We start from the raw sequence: 16,216 nt of genomic DNA on the forward strand, positions 1-16,216 counted from the left end.
CCGGGATCACCCCCACGTCGCCGAGTAGCGCCGCCGGTACGCCTTGCGGTCCTGCTCCGCGCGGATCCAGCGCGTCGCCACCAGGGCGACCATGCTGCCCGCGACGACGAGCATGCCGGGACCCACGTTCCTGCGGTCGGTGAGCCGGGACAGGAGCGTCGAGCCGTCGACACCCGTCACCGGCGCCGCGGCGCCCGGAGCGGCACCGCCGCCGGCACCGGCCGGCGCGGAGGGCGCCGCTCCCGGCGCCGCCCCCTCCTCCTCCTCGGAGACGAGCAGCCGGACACCGAGCGACGCCATGGCCTCCGGCAGCGGCTGGAAGAACGTCGTGCCCCCCTTGTCGCAGTCGCCGTTGCCGCCCGAGGTGACGCCGAGCGCGATGCCCTCGGAGAACATCGGCCCCCCGCTGTCGCCCGGTTCCGCGCACACGTCGGTCTCGATCAGCCCGGTGACGGTCCCCTCCGGGTAGTTGACCGTCGCGTCGAGCGCGGTCACCCGGCCGTCGCGCAGCCCGCTGGTGCTGCCGCTGCGGAACACCCGCTGGCCCACGGCCGGTTCACCCACACCCGTGATGCGCACCCCCTTGCCCCCGCCGACGGCCACCACGTCGGCGCCGTCGCCCGCCTCGCCGTCCGCGTACTCCACCAGGGAGAAGTCGTCCCCCGGAAAGCTCCCGGCGACGGTCGCGCCGACCCGCCGCTCGCCCCGGCCGTCCCCGAACCACACCGACCCCGTCGGCCCGCAGTGGCCCGCGGTGAGGATGAAGTCGCCGCGCCCGTCGGTCACGTTGAAGCCCGCCGAGCAGCGCCCGGCCGTGGACAGGATCGGCTCGGCACCGTTCAGGCGCGTGGTGAAGGCTCCCTCGGTGCGCTCCATGCGGACAAAGCCGCCGATGCCCTCGGCGACGTCCGTCAGCCGGGACCAGTCGGACCGGGAGACCGTGCTGTCGCCCCGCACCACCACCTCGTTGGTCCGGTAGTCGAGTGCCCACGCCGTCCCGGCCACCCGAGGTGCCGAACGCAGCGTCGACGTCGCGGACCTCAGCTCGGACATGCTGTGCCGCACGACCTTCGCCTCGGCGCCGGCCCGGCGCACCTCACGCGCGGCCCGCTCGTCGGTGACCGCGACGACCGGCCGGCCGTCGGAGCCGACCCAGTGGCCCGCCGTACGGTCGGTGCCCAGCCGCGACACCAGGCCCGCGCCGGTGCCCGACGCGGACCGCGCCAGGGTGTGCGGCACGGCGGCGTCGGGAGGCTCGCCCGCCACGGCCCGGGTGACCATCGTCCCCCCGAGCAGCAGTCCGCCGACGGCCGCCAGTCGTGCGACTCGCCGGACGATGCGTCGTCGTGCGTGCCTCATGCGTGCGCTCCCGAACCCGGTACTCACGGCGTCACCGCCGCGGGGGCCCTCCGGACATCGAGCGCCCTCCTCCCATACGGGGGCGGGCACGTCCGCGTTCACCGTGCGGGCGGCCCCGTCCGGTCCCCGGCGCCCCTCCGGTACCGTTTCCCGCGCGCACCGTCGCCGCCTATCTTGTGCCCATGACCAGCTTCGAGGAGCACCAGTCCGGCGAGACGAACCCCCTCCAGGCCCTCACGCCCGACCAGCTGCGCCGCCGTACGAGCATGAAGTGGCGCACCCACCCGGCGGACGTGCTGCCGCTGTGGGTGGCCGAGATGGACGTTCCGCTCGCCGCGCCCGTCGTGCGCGCCGTCACCGACGCCATGGAACTCGGCGACACCGGCTACCCCGCGGGCACCGCCTACGCCGAGGCCCTGGCCGCCTTCGCGGGCAAGCGCTGGGGCTGGGACGACCTCGCCGTGGAACGCACCGCGATCGTGCCCGACGTGATGCTGGGCGTCGTCGAGATGCTCGAGCTGGTCACCGGACCCGGCGACCCGGTGATCGTCAACCCGCCCGTGTACCCGCCGTTCTACGCGTTCGTGACCCACGTGGACCGGCGCGTCGTCGAGGCGCCCCTCGACGCCGGCCTGCGCCTCGACCTCGGCGTGCTGGAGGAGGAGTTCCGGCGGGCCGTCGCCGGGGGAGGGCGCGCCGCCTACCTGCTGTGCAACCCGCACAACCCCACCGGCACGGTCCACACCGCCGACGAGCTGGCCGCCGTCGCCGCGCTCGCCGAGCGGTACGGCGTCCGGGTCGTCGCCGACGAGATCCACGCCCCGGTCGTCACCGGCCCCGGCGCGCGGTTCGTGCCGTACCTGAGCGTGCCCGGCGCCGAGCGGGGCCTCGCGCTGATGTCCGCGTCCAAGGGCTGGAACCTGCCCGGGCTCAAGGCGGCGCTCGCCCTCGCCGGGCCCGGTGCCGGCGCCGACCTGGCGCGGATGCCCGAGGAGGTCGGCCACGGAGCGAGCCACGTCGGCGTCCTCGCCCACACGGCGGCCCTGCGCGACGGCACCGCCTGGCTGGACGCGGTGCTGGCCGGGATCGAGGAGAACCGGCGGCTGCTCACCCGCCTGCTCGCCGAGCACCTGCCCGGCGTGGTCCACCGTCCCGGCGAGGCGACCTACCTGGCCTGGCTCGACTGCCGCCCGCTGGACCTCGGCGACGACCCGGCGGACGTCTTCCTGCGGCGCGGCCGGGTGGCCCTCAGCTCCGGCATCCCCTTCGGCACCGGCGGCGCGGGACACCTGCGGCTCAACCTCGCGACGTCGACGGAGGTGATCACGGAGGCGGTACGGCGGATGGCGGCGGCCCTGGACCGGGACTGAGGGGAGATGCCGGGCCGCCCACCGGACCGGTGCGCACCTAGACTCCCGGCATGGACGACGTCTCGATGGCCCGGCTCAGTGCCGGCAAGTACCTGCTGGTCACCACGTTCCGGAAGAACGGCACCCCGGTCGCCACCCCGGTGTGGGTCGTGCGGGACGGGGACGCGCTCGGCGTCTGGACGGCCGCCGGCTCCTGGAAGGTCAAGCGGATCCGCAACCGCGCGGACGTCCTGGTCGGCCCCTGCGACCTGCGCGGCCGGCCGACCGGCGACCAGGTCCCGGCGACGGCGGAGATCTGCGACCCGGCCACCACCGGCCGCTACCGCCGGCTCATCGCCCGCAAGTACGGAGTCGTCGGGCGGCTCACCCTCCTGGGCAGCCGGCTGCGCCGCGGCCCCGACGGCACCGTGGGCATCCGGATCACCTCCGCTCCCTGAGCGGCCGGGGCGCCGTGTCCCTCACGTCCAGGCGCGGTACGGTTCGTCGACCAGCTGGAAGACCGGCTCGCCCCGCACCGGGTCCTGGGCCGTGGACAGCCGGACCCGGTCGCCGCTGTGGATGCCGATGAGCGGGCCCATGACCCGGCCGCGCAGCACGAAGCCCTCGGCCATCTCGATCAGGGACACGTTGCGCGCGGCCGGGGTGTTGCGGTGCACCACCGTGGCGTGCCGCACCGTCCCCGTGCCCTCGCTGCGTTCGGTCCGCAGGTCGCTGCCGCGACAGACGGGGCACAGCACCCGGTGGTACATGGCGGTGCCGCACCAGGTGCAGCGCTGGAAGTGGATCGCCTCGGACTCCGGGGCCCTGGGGTCGAGCACGCCCGTCGCGGAGCCGGCCGTCTGCTGAGCGACGTTTCCTGAGTGGTGGTACACGCTGGTCAACTCCCTGCACTCGAGCCGGAATCCGCGTGCGCGGTCGCCCGGGCACGCGTGTGCGGGTGACCGTGCCACCGTGCACACGCTCAGGCTATGGCACTGCGTGCCACAGGTAAAGGCACTCGGTACCCTCGATTGCGGGGCGGAGCGGTTCCGTCGCCGAGGGCCGGTCAGTCGCCGGCGAACGCCGCCTCGACCTCCCGCACGACCTGCCACAGGGGTGCGCCGCGCCGCGTGACGACCACGACCACGTCCTCCTGCCCGGCGGCCGGCGGCGGCGCGGGAGAGCTGCCGAAGGCGGACTGCGCGTACCCGAGCGCGTGGTCGACCGCGGCGCCCGCGTCGTCCCGCCCGTCCGAACGCAGCCAGGACCGCAGGGCGTTGTTGTGCGCCGCGACCACCGCGGCCGCGATCACGTCCGCCTCCAGGGTCCCGTCCGGCCGTGCGCCGAGGCGTGCGCGCAGGTACTCGGCGAGGGCGCGCTCGTAGCGCCACACCACCGACAACTCGTAGGCGCGCAGCCCCGGGACCTTCTTGGTGAGGTGGTAGCGCTGCACCGAGAAGTCCGGGTTCTCGGCGTACAACCGCAGCACCAGCCGGGCCGCGTCGCAGACCCGCGCCACCGGGTCGGCGTCCTCGGGCGAGGCGGCCAGGAACGCCGTCATGTCCGCCAGGCACCGCTCGTGGTCGGGGAAGACCACGTCCTCCTTGGACGGGAAGTAGCGGAAGAACGACCGCCGTCCGACTCCCGCGAGCGCGACGATGTCGTCGATGGTCGTCTGCTCGTAGCCCCGCTCCAGGAACAGTCGGAACGCCGCCGCGACCAGTGCCTCGCGCATCGGCGGACGGCCGCCCGCCGCATCCGTGGCACCCGCCGCGGCGGTGCCGTCCCCGCGGCCGGGCGCCGCACTGCTGGAGCTCATGAGGGGGAACGTAGCAGCTCACCGCCCTTCATGGCACTCAGTGCAGCCGGAGGAGGGAACTGAGTGCACTCGTGGGGATCGCAGCGCCGATCGCATACGATCACTTCCGGTCAGTCCCGAGGAGTTCCGATCAGCCGCGAGGTGTTCCGCATGCCGTCCGCCCGCCCCCGTCTCCTCTACGTCACGGACCTGGCCTACCAGGCGCGCGGGCGGCGCTACTGCGACGAGGACATCTTCCTGAGCTCCCGCCTGCGCGACGAGTTCGACCTGGCGCTGTGCCATCCCGGTGAGGCCGCCGCGCTGCTCGACGCCTTCGACGCCGTCGTCGTCCGCAACAGCGGCCCCGTGCTCGGTCACCGGGCCGCGTACGAAGCCTTCCGCGAGCGCGCCGCCGAGCGCTCCACCCGCGTCTACAACCAGCTCACCGGCCGGGCCGACATGGCCGGCAAGCAGTACCTGCTCGACCTGAGCGCCGCGGGCGAGGCGGTCATCCCCACAGTCGGCCGGCCGGAGGACCTGCACCTGCTGCCGACGGCGGACGAGTACGTCGTCAAGCCCCGGCTCGGCGCCGACTCGGCCGGCCTGCGCATCGTGCCCGCGGACGGCCTCCGGCAGGCACTGCGCGACGACGACGCCGGGGACGTGCTCGTCCAGCCGCGCGTCGACTTCGCGTACGAGGTCTCCTTCTACTTCGTCGACGACGCGTTCCAGTACGCCCTGTACGCGCCGGACCCCGGCCGGCGCTGGCGGCTGGAACCGTACGACGCCACCGCGCGGGACCTCGAGTTCGCCCGGCGGTTCATCGAGTGGAACGGCATCGACCACGGAATCCAGCGCGTCGACGCCTGCCGCGCCCCCGGCGGCGAGCTGCTCCTGGTCGAGCTGGAGGACCTCAACCCCTACCTGTCGCTGGACGCCCTCGACGAGACACGCCGGGACTCCTTCGTCACCGCCCTGCGGGCGGCCCTCAGGCGCCTCCTCGCGGCCTGAACGCCTCTACCATGGCGGGCATGGACGTGTTCGTCGACCGGCTCGACCCGGACATGTGCGTGGTGACGGCCGCCGCGGGCGGGGAGCGGGCCGGGTGCCTGGTCGGGTTCTCCTCGCAGTGCTCCCTCGACCCGGTCCGGTACGCCGTGTGGCTCTCGGAGGTCAACCGGACCTACCGGGTGGCGCGGTCCGCCGACGTACTGGCCGTGCACCTCCTCGCCCGCGACCAGCACGAGACGGCCGAGCTGTTCGGCGGGCGGACCGGCGACGAGGTGGACAAGTTCCAGCGGGCCCGGTGGCGCACCGGCCACGGCGGGGCGTTGGTGCTGGAGGACGCCGAGGCGTGGTTCGTCGGCCGCGTCGTGGAGCGTGTCCCCGGCGGCGACCACGTGGGGTTCGTCCTCGACCCCGTCGAATGGGGCGGGCGGGGCAAGTCCGGCGGCCCGCTGCTGCGGATCTCCGACGCCGCGGACATCGCGCCGGGCCACCCGGTGGACTGAGGCCCGCTCCCGGCGGGCCGGCCGGTTCAGCGCCCGGAGCCGCGCTCGACCAGCGCCTCGGTGACCGCCCGCACGCTGCGCGCGATGTGCTGCAACTGCAGGACCTCCGCCGCGTACAGCTTGATGGTGTGCTCGATGACCGACTCGTGCAGCCCCAGCCGGGGCAGATCCGCCCGCGCCGTCTGCAGGGCGGTGCGCGCCACTCGGATCTCGTGCTGGACCTGGATCTGCGCGTGGCGGGCGAGGAGCACGGGGTGGCGGATCAGCGCGGGATAGCCGGCGTAGCGCGACGGCACCAGCTCGCGCAGCCACTTGGCCGCCGAGCGTTCCCAGTCGTAACTGCCGGGCGCCTTCACCTGGCAGGGCCAGTCCGGGTGGGTGCGCGTGGTCGTCAGGGGCATGATCATCGCTTCCGGTGTGGCGGCGTCGACGGGGTGGGCGACGGGTGGGGGCGGTCCCGGTCCAGGGGACGACCGGGACCGCCGCGGGCGCTCGCACAGGCGATGCCCGACGGAACATCCCGGACCCGCCGGAGCGGGTAGGAGTCGGCGGCCAGGGATGTTCGCGCAGGTGCGGACGCGCTCCGGGGCGGCCGGGTCGCGATCCGTGAGCAGTATTTATATATGCCATCCGCTTTGCAAGACGTATGAAAACATTCATGCCTGCTTTGAACCGGATGGCCCCTGTCTGCGCCGACCAATCGCCGGGACCGCACCCGCGAGCGGCGGCCGGGTCAGTCCCGCAGGAAGAACTGGTGCTGGTCCGCGACCTGCTCGTACTCCTCCAGCCGGGCCTGCGTCCGCTCCGGATCGGCGTCGGTCATGGCCTGCAGCAGGGCCGCGCACATCACGCCGGGCGCCGCGTAGGAGTCGAAGACCAGCCGGGACCCCGTGCCCGTCGCGAAGGTGACGTCGGCCTCGTCGACGACGGGGCCCAGCGCCAGGTCGGTGATGAGCGCCACCCTCAGCCCGGCACCGCGCGCCACCCGGACGGCGTTCAGCGTCTCGTGGGCGTGCCGGGGCATGGAGAAGGCCAGCACCCAGGTGCCGCCCGCCTCCCGCGACTGGAGCAGGGCGTCGTACGCGACGCTGCCGCCGCGGGTCACCAGGCGCACGTCCGGGTGGACCCGGCGGGCCGCGTAGGCGAAGTACTCGGCGAGCGAGACGGAGATGCGCAGGCCGAGGACGGTCAGCGGGGCGGAGCCGGCCAGCTTGCGGCCGACGTCGATCACCCGGTCGGCGTCGGCGAAGTCGCGCCGCAGGTTCTCCAGGTTCTCGATCTCGGCGTCGACGGCCGCCTGGAGCTCGTTGCCCCGGTACTCCTCGGCCGGGGTGCCGCCCCGGCTGCCCAGTGCGATCGACTGGAGCCGCTCGCGCAGTGCCGGGTAGCCGCTGAAGCCCACCGCCGAGGCGAACCGCGTCACCGACGGCTGGCTGACGCCCACCCGGTCGGCGAGGTCGGTGATCGACAGGAACGCCGCCTCGGTGAGGTGCTCGATCAGGTACTGGGCGATGCGCCGCTGCCCCGGGGACAGACGCGGCCGGTCGAACAGTGTCCTGAGCCGGGACGTGGCGGAGACCTCCGCCTCCTCGGCCGTACGTCCCGAGGTGATCGCCGATGCCTGTGCGCGGGCCTGCTGCGGCGATGGCACGGGTGCGCCTCCTTTGTCTCCCACGGAGGTCAACATAGCTCACCCCTCGTCACCGGCAGGGCGGTCGCATCCGGCGGGGATAGCCCCCCGCCCTCCGGGAACCCGTGGTCTGGCAAGCGACCACGGCGAGCACGAGAGGCACCGTCATGACCGTCCCGGAAGAGAACCGGCCGAAGACCGATACCACCGACGACGTCCTCGAGCAGCGCGAGAACGACGAGACCCTCCGGCAGCAGGGCGGCACCGGCCGCACCATGCGCGAGGCGCTGGAGGAGGCCCACGTCCGCCCCGACGACTACGACGAGCGATGACCGCGGGGTGATACGCATGGGCGCGATCAGTGCGCTGGAGAAGACGATCGAGAACCGTGTGGAAGCGCTGCGGGCGCGGGTCTTCGACAAGGACCCCGTCGAACTCCTCGACGCCCTGCGCACCGAGTGCGACAGCAAGGCCGTCGTCTCGCCCGCGGGGCGGGTCTTGGTCCCCAACGCCTACGACGTCGCCCTCGCCGGCGCGGTCCACGACGAGCTGGCGCGCCGCGGCGGCCAGGTGGGCCAGGTGCTCACCGACAGCCTGGCCCGGCACGCCGAACGGCGCGGCTACGAGTGGACCGGCCCGTTGGCCGTGCACGTCACCAGGTCGGGCGACGTCCCGGGGGGCGGGCGCTACCGCGTGGCGAGCGGCGTGCTGCCGCACGTGAGCGCCGGGGGCTTCCCCCACGCGAAGCCCCCGAGGCACGCGGGTTCATGACCGGTTGACCGGCATCGCCCCTTCGGGCACCACGAGGTCGGCGCGGTCCCGGGTGGCGGCCACCAGTTCGGCGTTGCGCTCGTCGCTGTCCCGCACCCAGGCGACCGCGTCCTCGTGGGACTTGCCGAACCGCTCGTGCCGGGCCACCAGGCGACGGACCCGCTCCGCCTGAGCGAGTTCGCAGAACCACACCTCGTCGAGCCGGGCACGCACCCGCGCCCAGGCGCCGGTGCCCAGCAGCAGGTAGTTGCCCTCCGTCACGACCAGCCGGGCCGATGGCGGCACCGGCACCGCGCCTGCGACCGGCTGCTCCAGCACCCGCTCGAAAGCCGGTGCGTACACGACGTCGCCGTCCGCGGCCCCGCCGTCCTCTGCCTCCTCGCGCAACCGGCCCAGCAGCGCCGCGTACCCGGCCGCGTCGAAGGTGTCCGGCGCGCCCTTGCGGTCCCGGCGGCCCAGCCGGTCCAGTTCGGCGTCGGCGAGGTGGAAACCGTCCATCGGGACGTGCGCCGCCCACGGCGTGCCGGCCCCGTTCAACTCCCGTACCAGGCGTTCGGCGAGCGTCGACTTGCCGGCCCCCGGGCTGCCGGCGATGCCGAGGATCGCGCGCCGTCCGCCACGGGGCAGGGCGCGGGCGCGGGCGAGGAGGTCGTCGAAAGTCAGCGGCACATCGCAGAGTGTGTCACCTGATCGGACCCGCCCCGGCGGGGAACTGTGTCGGGTATGACGACGCAGCTGGGACTTCCCGACTCCATCCGGGCCTGCCTCTTCGACCTCGACGGGGTCGTCACCAGGACGGCCGTGGTGCACGCCGCCGCGTGGAAGGAGACCTTCGACGCCTTCCTGCGCGAGCGCGACGGCACGGGCTTCAGGCCCTTCACCGACTCCGACTACGACCAGTACGTCGACGGCCGGCCCCGCGCCGACGGCGTGCGCACCTTCCTCGCCTCCCGCGGCATCGAACTGCCCGAGGGCGACCCCGACGACCCACCCGAGGAGCGGACGGTCAACGGCGTCGGCAACCGCAAGAACGCACTGGTCCTGGAGAAGATCCGCACCGACGGCGTCGAACCCTACGACGGCACGCTGCGCTACATCGACGCGGTCCGCGCCGCCGGCCTCGCCACCGCGATCGTCTCCTCCAGCGCCAACACCCGAGACGTGCTCCGCTCCATCGACGCCGAGCGCCTGTTCGACGTACGCATCGACGGCGTGGTCGCCCGCGAGCGGAAGCTCCCGGGCAAACCGCGCCCCGACACCTTCCTCGCCGCCGCCCGCGACCTCGGCGTCGAGCCGTCCCGGGCGGCCGTCTTCGAGGACGCCCTGGCCGGCATGGACGCGGGACGCTCCGGGCACTTCGGCTACGTCGTCGGAGTCGACCGCGTCGGCCAGACCGACGCCCTCTACGCCCACGGCGCCGACCGCGTCGTCAAGGACCTGGCCGAGCTGGGAGGCGAGGCGTGATCACCAACCGTACGTACAGCGTCGAACCCTGGTCCGTGCGCGAGACGGCCCTCAACCTCGACCTGCTCGCCCAGAGCGAGTCCGTCTTCGCCCTGTCCAACGGACACATCGGCTGGCGCGGCAACCTCGACGAGGGCGAACCGCACGGCCTGCCCGGCAGCTACCTCAACGGCGTCTACGAACTCCACCCGCTGCCCTACGCCGAGGCGGGCTACGGCTATCCCGAGTCCGGCCAGACGGTCATCAACGTCACCAACGGCAAACTGCTGCGCCTGCTGGTCGACGACGAACCCTTCGACCTGCGCTACGGCCGGCTCGGCAAGCACGAACGCACCCTGGACCTCAGGCGAGGCGTGCTGGAGCGGACCTGCGAGTGGACCTCCCCGGCGGGCACCACCGTCCGGGTGCGCTCCACCCGGCTGGTCTCGCTCACCCAGCGGGCCATCGCCGCCGTCTCCTACGAGGTGGAGCCCCTCGACCGCCGGACCAGGGTCGTCATCCAGTCCGAACTCGTCGCCAACGAGAGCCTGCCCGACCCCGACGGCGACCCCCGCACGGCCAAGGCGCTGAGGTCCCCGCTGGAACCCGAGGAGGACATGGCCGTCGGCTCCCGGCTGCGCCTGGTCCACCGGACCCGGCGCAGCGGCCTGCGGGTCGCCGTCGCCGCCGACCACGAGGTCGACACCCCGGGGGAGATCACCACCAGCAGCGAGAGCAACGAGGACGTGGCCCGCCTGACCATCACCTCCGTCCTGGAACCCGGCCAGCGGCTAAGGGTGCGCAAGACGGTCGCCCACGGCTGGTCGGGCGCCCGCTCCCGGCCCGCGATGAGCGACCAGGTCGAGGCCGCGCTGGCCGCCGCCGCGCACAGCGGCTGGGACGGCCTGGTGGCCGAACAGCGCTCCTACCTCGACGACTTCTGGGGACGGGCGGACGTCGAGGTGCACGGCGACGAGGAGATCCAGCAGGCCGTGCGCTTCGCCCTGTTCCACGTGCTGCAGGCCGGGGCCCGCGCCGAACAGCGCGCGATTCCGGCCAAGGGGCTGACCGGGTCCGGCTACGACGGGCACGCGTTCTGGGACACCGAGATGTTCGTGCTGCCCGTGCTGACCTACACCGAGCCCAGGGCCGTCGCCGAGGCGCTGCGCTGGCGCCGGGACACCCTGCCCGCCGCCCGGGACCGCGCCACCCAGCTCGGGCTGCGCGGCGCCGCCTTCCCCTGGCGGACCATCGACGGTTCGGAGGGCTCCGCGTACTGGCCGGCCGGCACCGCCGCCTTCCACGTGGCCGCCGACATCGCGCACGCCGCGGTGCGCTACACGGCGGCGACCGGCGACACCGCCTTCGAACGCGACACCGCCCTCGAACTCCTGGTGGAGACGGCCCGGCTCTGGCGCTCGCTGGGCCACCACGACCACCACGGCGTCTTCCACATCGACGGCGTCACCGGCCCCGACGAGTACAGCGCCATCGCCTACGACAACACCTACACCAACCTCATGGCGCGCTCGAACCTCCTCGCCGCCGCCGACGTGTGCGAACGCCACCCCGACGACGCGGCCCGGCTCGGCGTCGACGACGAGGAGAGCGCCGCCTGGCGCGACGCCGCCGAGTCCGTGCACATCCCCTACAACGACGAGATCGGCGTCCACGAGCAGCACTCCGGCTTCACCCGCCACCAGCGCTGGGACTTCGCCCGCACCGCCGCCGACCAGTACCCGCTGATGCTGCACTTCCCCTACTTCGACCTCTACCGCAAGCAGGTGATCAAACAGTCCGACCTGGTGCTGGCGATGTACACCTGCGGCAGCTGGTTCGACGCCCACTGCGACGAGGACCAGATCGCCCGCAACTTCGCCTACTACGAGCCGCTGACCGTGCGGGACTCCTCCCTGTCCGCCTGCTGCCAGGCCGTCGTCGCCGCCCAGACCGGGCACCTGCGCCTGGCCTACGACTACGCCGCCGAGGCCGCCCTGATGGACCTCGCGGACCTGGAGCACAACACCCGCGACGGGCTCCACATCGCCTCGCTCGCCGGTACGTGGATGGCGCTGGTCGCCGGCTTCGGCGGCACCCGCCGGGACGGTGACAGCCTGCGGTTCACGCCGCGCCTGCCCGAGAAGTTCAGCCGGCTCGCCTTCCGGCTCCAGTTCCGCGGCCGGTGCCTGCGCGTGGAGGTCCGCGCCGACGAGGCGACGTACACCCTGCTCCAGGGCGAGCCGCTGACAATCCATCACCACGGCAAGGCGCTGGCCGTGAACGGCGACGGACCCGTCACCCGCGCCATCCCCGCGCCCGTACGGCGCCCCACACCCGAACAGCCCCCGCACCGCCGCCCCAACGCCCGTTGACCGCCGGACCGGGGCCGGGACCGGCGCAAACCGCGCGGCTGGCCGAGTTCCGCCCTGCGCGGCCGTGGCACACGCACTAGTTTGACCATGTAATCCGACTTCCGGGCTCCCGCCAGTGGCGGCAGGAGGTGAGGACAGGACGAACGACCCCGCGACGCGCGGGGGCAAAGGGGTGCACGATGACCGACGGCGCGAACGCCGTGCTCGCCGGCGGACGACGCGGCGAGCGGGCCACACCGCCCCGCATCCCGCGACGCCTGCGCGGCGACGCCCTGATCGCGGCCGTGGCCGCCGTGTTCACGCTCGCCCAGCTCATCTTCGTCCATCCGTGGATGGGCCTCGGCTGGGACGAGATCGTGTACACCAGTCAGGTCACCACCCACCATCCGGCCGCCTTCTTCAGCGCACCGCGCTCCCGGGGCGTCTCCCTGCTGGTGGCGCCCGTCGCCTCCTGGTCCGCCTCCACCGAACTGCTGCGCGTCTACCTCGCCGTGCTGTCCGGCGTGGGCCTGTACCTCGCCCTGCGCGCCTGGAAGGGGCTGTTCCCGGCCCGCGTGCTGGCCACCGCCGGGGCGTTCTTCGCCACCCTGTGGGTGACCCTGTTCTACGGTCCGCAGGCCATGCCCAACTACTGGGTCGCGGTCGGAGCCCTGATCTGCGTGGGCTGTTTCCTGCGGTACCGGCAGGGGCGCTCCGGGCGGGCCGCGCTGTGGGGCGTGGTGGCCGGCGCCGCGCTGATGGCGTGGATGCGGCCCACCGACGCGGTCTGGGTGACCGTGCCCCTGCTCGTCCTGGTCCTCGTACGCCGGCGGTGGATGCTGCTGCTCGCCCTCGCGGGCGGCCTCGCCGCCGGGGGAGTGGAGTGGGTGATCGAGGCGTACGGCTGGTACGGCGGCCTCGGCGAACGACTGTCCAGGGCTTCCGAGATCCAGGGCGGCCTCGGCTGGAACGTCGCCGTCGACGACCAGATGCGCAGCCTGGGCGGCCGGGGCCTGTGCCGTCCCTGCACCGGCTCGATGCCCCACCCGGTGGTCACCGCCTGGTGGGTCGTCCTGCCGTTCGTCGCCGTCCTCGGCGTCGCCGTCGCGGTCCGGGCCCGGCGCGCCGCCCGCACCCTGATCCCGTTCGCCTGCGCGGTGACCGCCGCGGCGCCCTACCTCTTCATGATCGGCTACGCGGCGCCGCGCTTCCTCCAGCCCGCCTACGCCCTCCTGGCGATCCCGGTCGCCGACGCGCTGTGGCACCTGGTCAGGACGGCGCGGGGGCGGTGGCGGCGGGTGGCCGCGCCCCTGGTCGCGCTCGCGGTCGCCGGTCACCTGGCCGTGCAGTTCGCCGTCGTCGAGGGCACCGTGGACCGCAATGTCGCGAGCCGCGAGGACTGGGCCCACGTCGCCGACGAACTGCACCGGCTCGGGGTCCGCCCGCCCTGCCTGATCACCGGGCACGAGTCCATCCCGATCGGCTACTACACCGGCTGCTCCTCCGGCTCGACCAGCGGGAACAACGAGAACATCACCGCCGCCGAGATCGTGGACACCGCCCGCCGGCTCCCGGTCGCCGCCATCACCGGCCCGGGCGGCGGCACCCCCGGCTACGCCCGCGACTGGACGCCGTACCGGATCACCGATCTGACCGTCCGGGTCGCGCCGCGCGGGTGAAGACCACCCTCCCGGAACGGGTTAGAGATCGCGTATCGGGAAACGCGAACCGGACACCGAGACCACCATGCCGACGCAGCGCGAGAGGGAGGCAGCGATGGGCACGGACCCGATGGCCGACGACGCCTACCAGCCCACCGGGAACAACGAGGAGCAGGAGGACGCCGCGCCCCTCGACCTCCAGGACGCCGTCGACGAGCGGACCTACGACGACACGCTGGACGAGGGCTACTCCCCGCCGGAGAAGCCGCTCGGCGTGACCAAGTACGGCACCACGGCCGCCGAGCAGCACGACGGCGAGACCCTGGACCAGCGGCTCTCCCAGGAGGTGCCGGACGAGCCGGGGCCCGTCGGGGACGGCGTGGGCGACCAGCCCGGCGGCGAGGGCGAGCCGGTGGACCCGGAGGCGGGCACCGACCGCTCGGGGCGGCTGGTCGCCCCGGACGAGGGCGTACGCGCCGACACCACCAAGGAGACGGTCGCCGAGGACGTCGGCATCGACGGCGGGGCCGCGGGCGCGGAGGAGGCCGCCGTGCACGTGGTGGAGGACGAGACGGAGCTGCCGGAGGGCGGGGACGTCCGACCCGGCCGGTCCGTCTGATCCGCCCCTGACCCGGAGGGGCACACCCGTCGACTGGGCCGGGCCGGTGCGCGCCGCACACCGGCCCGGCCCGGTCGACGCCGGGGGCCGACGGCCGCCCGGTGTCAGGGCAGCAGCTTGTCCAGGGCGGCGGGGCCCTCCTCGGCCAGCTTGCGCCGGGCCCATTCGAGGTTGGCCGGTGTGATGTCCCGGCCGGCCGCGAGCACCACGTCCTCGGGGGACACGTCGGTGCCGGTGCGGGCGTGGAGCAGGTCGTCCGGTGTGGCGCGGTCGTCTCCCGCGCGGGGTTCGGACGGCCGGGAGGCGTCGGGCTGTGACGTCGACATGATCAGTGCTCCTCGCATCCGGTTCGCTGCTTCGGTGCCGTGCTGTTGTCGGTCCCGAATATCCCGATATCACCATTCAATGCCGAAGCGGACCGCGCATCCGGAGAACCGGACGCGCCGCACCCCGTCACGGCGGTGAGGGCATGAGAACGAGCATCGTGACGTCGTCCTCCACGTCCGGGCAGAAGCGCACGAGGTCGGCCCAGACACGCTCCGGGAGCGCGGCGGGATCCGCGTCCCGTTCGGCGAGGAGCGCGGTCAGCCGGTCGGCCAGCGGGTAGAAGGCGCCGCTGCCGTCCCTGGCCTCGACCACCCCGTCGGAGGCGAGGAAGAGCCGGTCCCCGGGGCGCAGCGCCACCGTGCACGCCTCGATCGCGCCGGCGTCCGCCAGCCCGAGCCCCAACGGCGTCCACGGGGAGACCTCCAGCTCCGTGGCACGGGCACCGCGCAGCAGGAAGGGCGGCGGATTGCCGCACACCACGACGCGCACCCGCAGCGCGTCGGCGGAGAACTCCAGCAGCGCGGCCGTCGCGAACAGCTCGGCGTGCCGCGCGCCCGAGGAGTCCACCAGCAGCCTGCGGTCCAGCCGCCCCGCCACCGACGCCAGGTCCGGCCGGTCCAGCACCGCCTCCCGGAACGCCCCCAGCAGCGAGGCGACCGTCGACACCGCCGACAGCCCGTGGCCCTGTACGTCGCCCATCACGGCCCGTACGCCGAAGGGCCCGTCCCGTACGTCGAAGAAGTCGCCCCCGACCAGGGTGCCGCGCTGGGCCGCCCGGTACAGTCCCGCGCAGCGCACCGCGCCGACCCGCTCGGGCAACGGCGGCGCGACGGCCCGCTGCGCGGCCTCGGCGACCGTGCGCTCCAGGTCCAGCTGGGCGTCGCGGCGACTGCGCACGAAGGACACGAAGACGCTGAGCACGGAGACGAACACCACGGTCAGCAGGTCTGCGTCGCCCGGACGGTCGAGCTGGAAGGCCGGGACGGTCAGCAGCGCGACCACCGCCCCGCACAGGAGCGCCGTCACCAGCGGACCGTACGACAGGACGGCCAGCGGCGGGATGGCGCCCAGCAGGAAGCCGATGTCGAGCCGGTCGTCGCTGAGCAGCGTCGCCGCGCAGATCACCCCGACGAGGACCGGCGGGAGCACCCGCACCCAGCGGGGCGGCGGAGCACCGCTCAGCCAGCTCCGCCGCTCCTCGCCCCGGCGCGGTGGCGGGGCCGGCACCTTTCGCACACCCACCACGGTCCTACGCCGCCCAGCCTCCCGCACGCCGGGCCCGGACGGGGCTGCCGCGGGGTGGCTGGAACGCGGTGAGGGTCAGCCGGAGCCGGTGGGCGCCGTGTCCTGGATCGCGCAGTCGGTGTAGCCGTCGGCTCCGTCGTCCGACAGCGCCA

General features: G+C 73.9%; 18 protein-coding genes. 10 read left to right on the forward strand and 8 right to left on the reverse strand.

Annotated features, from left to right (window positions below; all coding sequences use genetic code 11):
* Positions 1-6: 6 nt before the first annotated feature.
* Entirely contained in the window at positions 7-1,359 is a 1,353-nt protein-coding gene (locus M6G08_RS22650; protein WP_272588990.1) for a S1 family peptidase, read from the reverse strand.
* 182 nt (positions 1,360-1,541) lie between these two features.
* On the opposite strand from M6G08_RS22650, the gene M6G08_RS22655 reads away from it, so the two are divergent.
* A complete protein-coding gene (locus M6G08_RS22655; protein WP_272588991.1) occupies positions 1,542-2,729 on the forward strand; it encodes a MalY/PatB family protein in 1,188 nt (395 codons plus the stop codon).
* 50 nt (positions 2,730-2,779) lie between these two features.
* Entirely contained in the window at positions 2,780-3,166 is a 387-nt protein-coding gene (locus M6G08_RS22660; protein ID WP_272588992.1) for a PPOX class F420-dependent oxidoreductase, read from the forward strand.
* Positions 3,167-3,187: 21 nt separating this feature from the next.
* Here M6G08_RS22660 and M6G08_RS22665 read toward each other — a convergent pair whose 3' ends face one another.
* Entirely contained in the window at positions 3,188-3,601 is a 414-nt protein-coding gene (locus M6G08_RS22665; RefSeq protein WP_272588993.1) for a Zn-ribbon domain-containing OB-fold protein, read from the reverse strand.
* Positions 3,602-3,774: 173 nt separating this feature from the next.
* Positions 3,775-4,527 carry a TetR family transcriptional regulator gene (locus M6G08_RS22670; protein WP_272588994.1) on the reverse strand — a complete coding sequence of 251 codons (753 nt, stop codon included), beginning with the start codon at positions 4,525-4,527 and terminating at the stop codon, positions 3,775-3,777.
* A 150-nt stretch (positions 4,528-4,677) separates the two neighbouring features.
* On the opposite strand from M6G08_RS22670, the gene M6G08_RS22675 reads away from it, so the two are divergent.
* Complete coding sequence (locus tag M6G08_RS22675; RefSeq protein ID WP_272588995.1) at positions 4,678-5,517, forward strand: ATP-grasp domain-containing protein; 840 nt, start codon at positions 4,678-4,680, stop codon at positions 5,515-5,517.
* 11 nt (positions 5,518-5,528) lie between these two features.
* Positions 5,529-6,017: a flavin reductase family protein gene (locus M6G08_RS22680; protein WP_272588996.1), complete on the forward strand. Its 489-nt coding sequence runs from the start codon at positions 5,529-5,531 to the stop codon at positions 6,015-6,017.
* A gap of 26 nt (positions 6,018-6,043) precedes the next feature.
* On the opposite strand, the gene M6G08_RS22685 is transcribed toward M6G08_RS22680, so the two are convergent.
* Complete coding sequence (locus M6G08_RS22685) at positions 6,044-6,424, reverse strand: hypothetical protein (RefSeq protein WP_272588997.1); 381 nt, start codon at positions 6,422-6,424, stop codon at positions 6,044-6,046.
* A 326-nt stretch (positions 6,425-6,750) separates the two neighbouring features.
* A complete protein-coding gene (locus M6G08_RS22690) occupies positions 6,751-7,668 on the reverse strand; it encodes a MurR/RpiR family transcriptional regulator (RefSeq protein ID WP_272588998.1) in 918 nt (305 codons plus the stop codon).
* A 146-nt stretch (positions 7,669-7,814) separates the two neighbouring features.
* Between M6G08_RS22690 and M6G08_RS22695 the strand changes: the two genes are divergently transcribed.
* Positions 7,815-7,979, forward strand: coding sequence for a hypothetical protein (locus tag M6G08_RS22695; protein WP_272588999.1), 165 nt, complete (start codon positions 7,815-7,817; stop codon positions 7,977-7,979).
* Positions 7,980-7,995: 16 nt separating this feature from the next.
* Positions 7,996-8,418, forward strand: coding sequence for a DUF3662 domain-containing protein (locus M6G08_RS22700; RefSeq protein ID WP_272589000.1), 423 nt, complete (start codon positions 7,996-7,998; stop codon positions 8,416-8,418).
* On the opposite strand, the gene M6G08_RS22705 is transcribed toward M6G08_RS22700, so the two are convergent.
* On the reverse strand, positions 8,413-9,087 hold the full coding sequence (locus tag M6G08_RS22705; protein WP_272589001.1) for a nucleoside/nucleotide kinase family protein: 675 nt from the start codon (positions 9,085-9,087) through the stop codon (positions 8,413-8,415). The genes M6G08_RS22700 and M6G08_RS22705 overlap by 6 nt on opposite strands.
* 54 nt (positions 9,088-9,141) lie before the next feature.
* Here M6G08_RS22705 and M6G08_RS22710 point away from each other — a divergent pair, with 54 nt between their 5' ends.
* The 4 genes from M6G08_RS22710 to M6G08_RS22725 all read left to right on the forward strand — a co-directional run bounded on the left by M6G08_RS22710 (position 9,142) and on the right by M6G08_RS22725 (position 14,492).
* A complete protein-coding gene (locus M6G08_RS22710) occupies positions 9,142-9,882 on the forward strand; it encodes an HAD family hydrolase (RefSeq protein ID WP_272589002.1) in 741 nt (246 codons plus the stop codon).
* The gene (locus M6G08_RS22715) at positions 9,879-12,233 is read left to right on the forward strand and encodes a glycoside hydrolase family 65 protein (protein WP_272589003.1); all 2,355 of its coding nucleotides are present in this window, start codon (positions 9,879-9,881) and stop codon (positions 12,231-12,233) included. Before M6G08_RS22710 ends, M6G08_RS22715 begins: the two co-directional genes overlap by 4 nt.
* 179 nt (positions 12,234-12,412) lie before the next feature.
* The gene (locus tag M6G08_RS22720; protein WP_272589004.1) at positions 12,413-13,891 is read left to right on the forward strand and encodes a hypothetical protein; all 1,479 of its coding nucleotides are present in this window, start codon (positions 12,413-12,415) and stop codon (positions 13,889-13,891) included.
* A gap of 97 nt (positions 13,892-13,988) precedes the next feature.
* On the forward strand, positions 13,989-14,492 hold the full coding sequence (locus tag M6G08_RS22725; RefSeq protein ID WP_272589005.1) for a DUF5709 domain-containing protein: 504 nt from the start codon (positions 13,989-13,991) through the stop codon (positions 14,490-14,492).
* Between the two features lie 104 nt (positions 14,493-14,596).
* Here M6G08_RS22725 and M6G08_RS22730 read toward each other — a convergent pair whose 3' ends face one another.
* Together M6G08_RS22730 and M6G08_RS22735 are read right to left on the reverse strand one after the other, a co-directional pair.
* Positions 14,597-14,818: a hypothetical protein gene (locus M6G08_RS22730; protein ID WP_073728736.1), complete on the reverse strand. Its 222-nt coding sequence runs from the start codon at positions 14,816-14,818 to the stop codon at positions 14,597-14,599.
* Between the two features lie 127 nt (positions 14,819-14,945).
* Positions 14,946-16,055 (reverse strand): PP2C family protein-serine/threonine phosphatase, encoded by a 1,110-nt coding sequence (locus tag M6G08_RS22735; RefSeq protein ID WP_272589006.1) that lies wholly within the window; start codon positions 16,053-16,055, stop codon positions 14,946-14,948.
* Between the last annotated feature and the right edge of the window lie 161 nt (positions 16,056-16,216).

The sequence above is a fragment of the Streptomyces sp. M92 genome (assembly GCF_028473745.1).
In the GTDB taxonomy this organism is placed as follows: Bacteria; Actinomycetota; Actinomycetes; order Streptomycetales; family Streptomycetaceae; genus Streptomyces.

Bases quoted from the DNA above. Each gene is read 5' to 3' on its own strand.
- M6G08_RS22650 (WP_272588990.1), bottom strand. From the start codon at position 1,359: ATGAGGCACGCACGACGACGCATCGTCCGGCGAGTCGCACGACTGGCG.
- M6G08_RS22655 (WP_272588991.1), top strand. From the start codon at position 1,542: ATGACCAGCTTCGAGGAGCACCAGTCCGGCGAGACGAACCCCCTCCAG.
- M6G08_RS22660 (WP_272588992.1), top strand. From the start codon at position 2,780: ATGGACGACGTCTCGATGGCCCGGCTCAGTGCCGGCAAGTACCTGCTG.
- M6G08_RS22670 (WP_272588994.1), bottom strand. From the start codon at position 4,527: ATGAGCTCCAGCAGTGCGGCGCCCGGCCGCGGGGACGGCACCGCCGCG.
- M6G08_RS22675 (WP_272588995.1), top strand. From the start codon at position 4,678: ATGCCGTCCGCCCGCCCCCGTCTCCTCTACGTCACGGACCTGGCCTAC.
- M6G08_RS22680 (WP_272588996.1), top strand. From the start codon at position 5,529: ATGGCGGGCATGGACGTGTTCGTCGACCGGCTCGACCCGGACATGTGC.
- M6G08_RS22685 (WP_272588997.1), bottom strand. From the start codon at position 6,424: ATGATCATGCCCCTGACGACCACGCGCACCCACCCGGACTGGCCCTGC.
- M6G08_RS22695 (WP_272588999.1), top strand. From the start codon at position 7,815: ATGACCGTCCCGGAAGAGAACCGGCCGAAGACCGATACCACCGACGAC.
- M6G08_RS22700 (WP_272589000.1), top strand. From the start codon at position 7,996: ATGGGCGCGATCAGTGCGCTGGAGAAGACGATCGAGAACCGTGTGGAA.
- M6G08_RS22710 (WP_272589002.1), top strand. From the start codon at position 9,142: ATGACGACGCAGCTGGGACTTCCCGACTCCATCCGGGCCTGCCTCTTC.
- M6G08_RS22720 (WP_272589004.1), top strand. From the start codon at position 12,413: ATGACCGACGGCGCGAACGCCGTGCTCGCCGGCGGACGACGCGGCGAG.
- M6G08_RS22725 (WP_272589005.1), top strand. From the start codon at position 13,989: ATGGGCACGGACCCGATGGCCGACGACGCCTACCAGCCCACCGGGAAC.
- M6G08_RS22730 (WP_073728736.1), bottom strand. From the start codon at position 14,818: ATGTCGACGTCACAGCCCGACGCCTCCCGGCCGTCCGAACCCCGCGCG.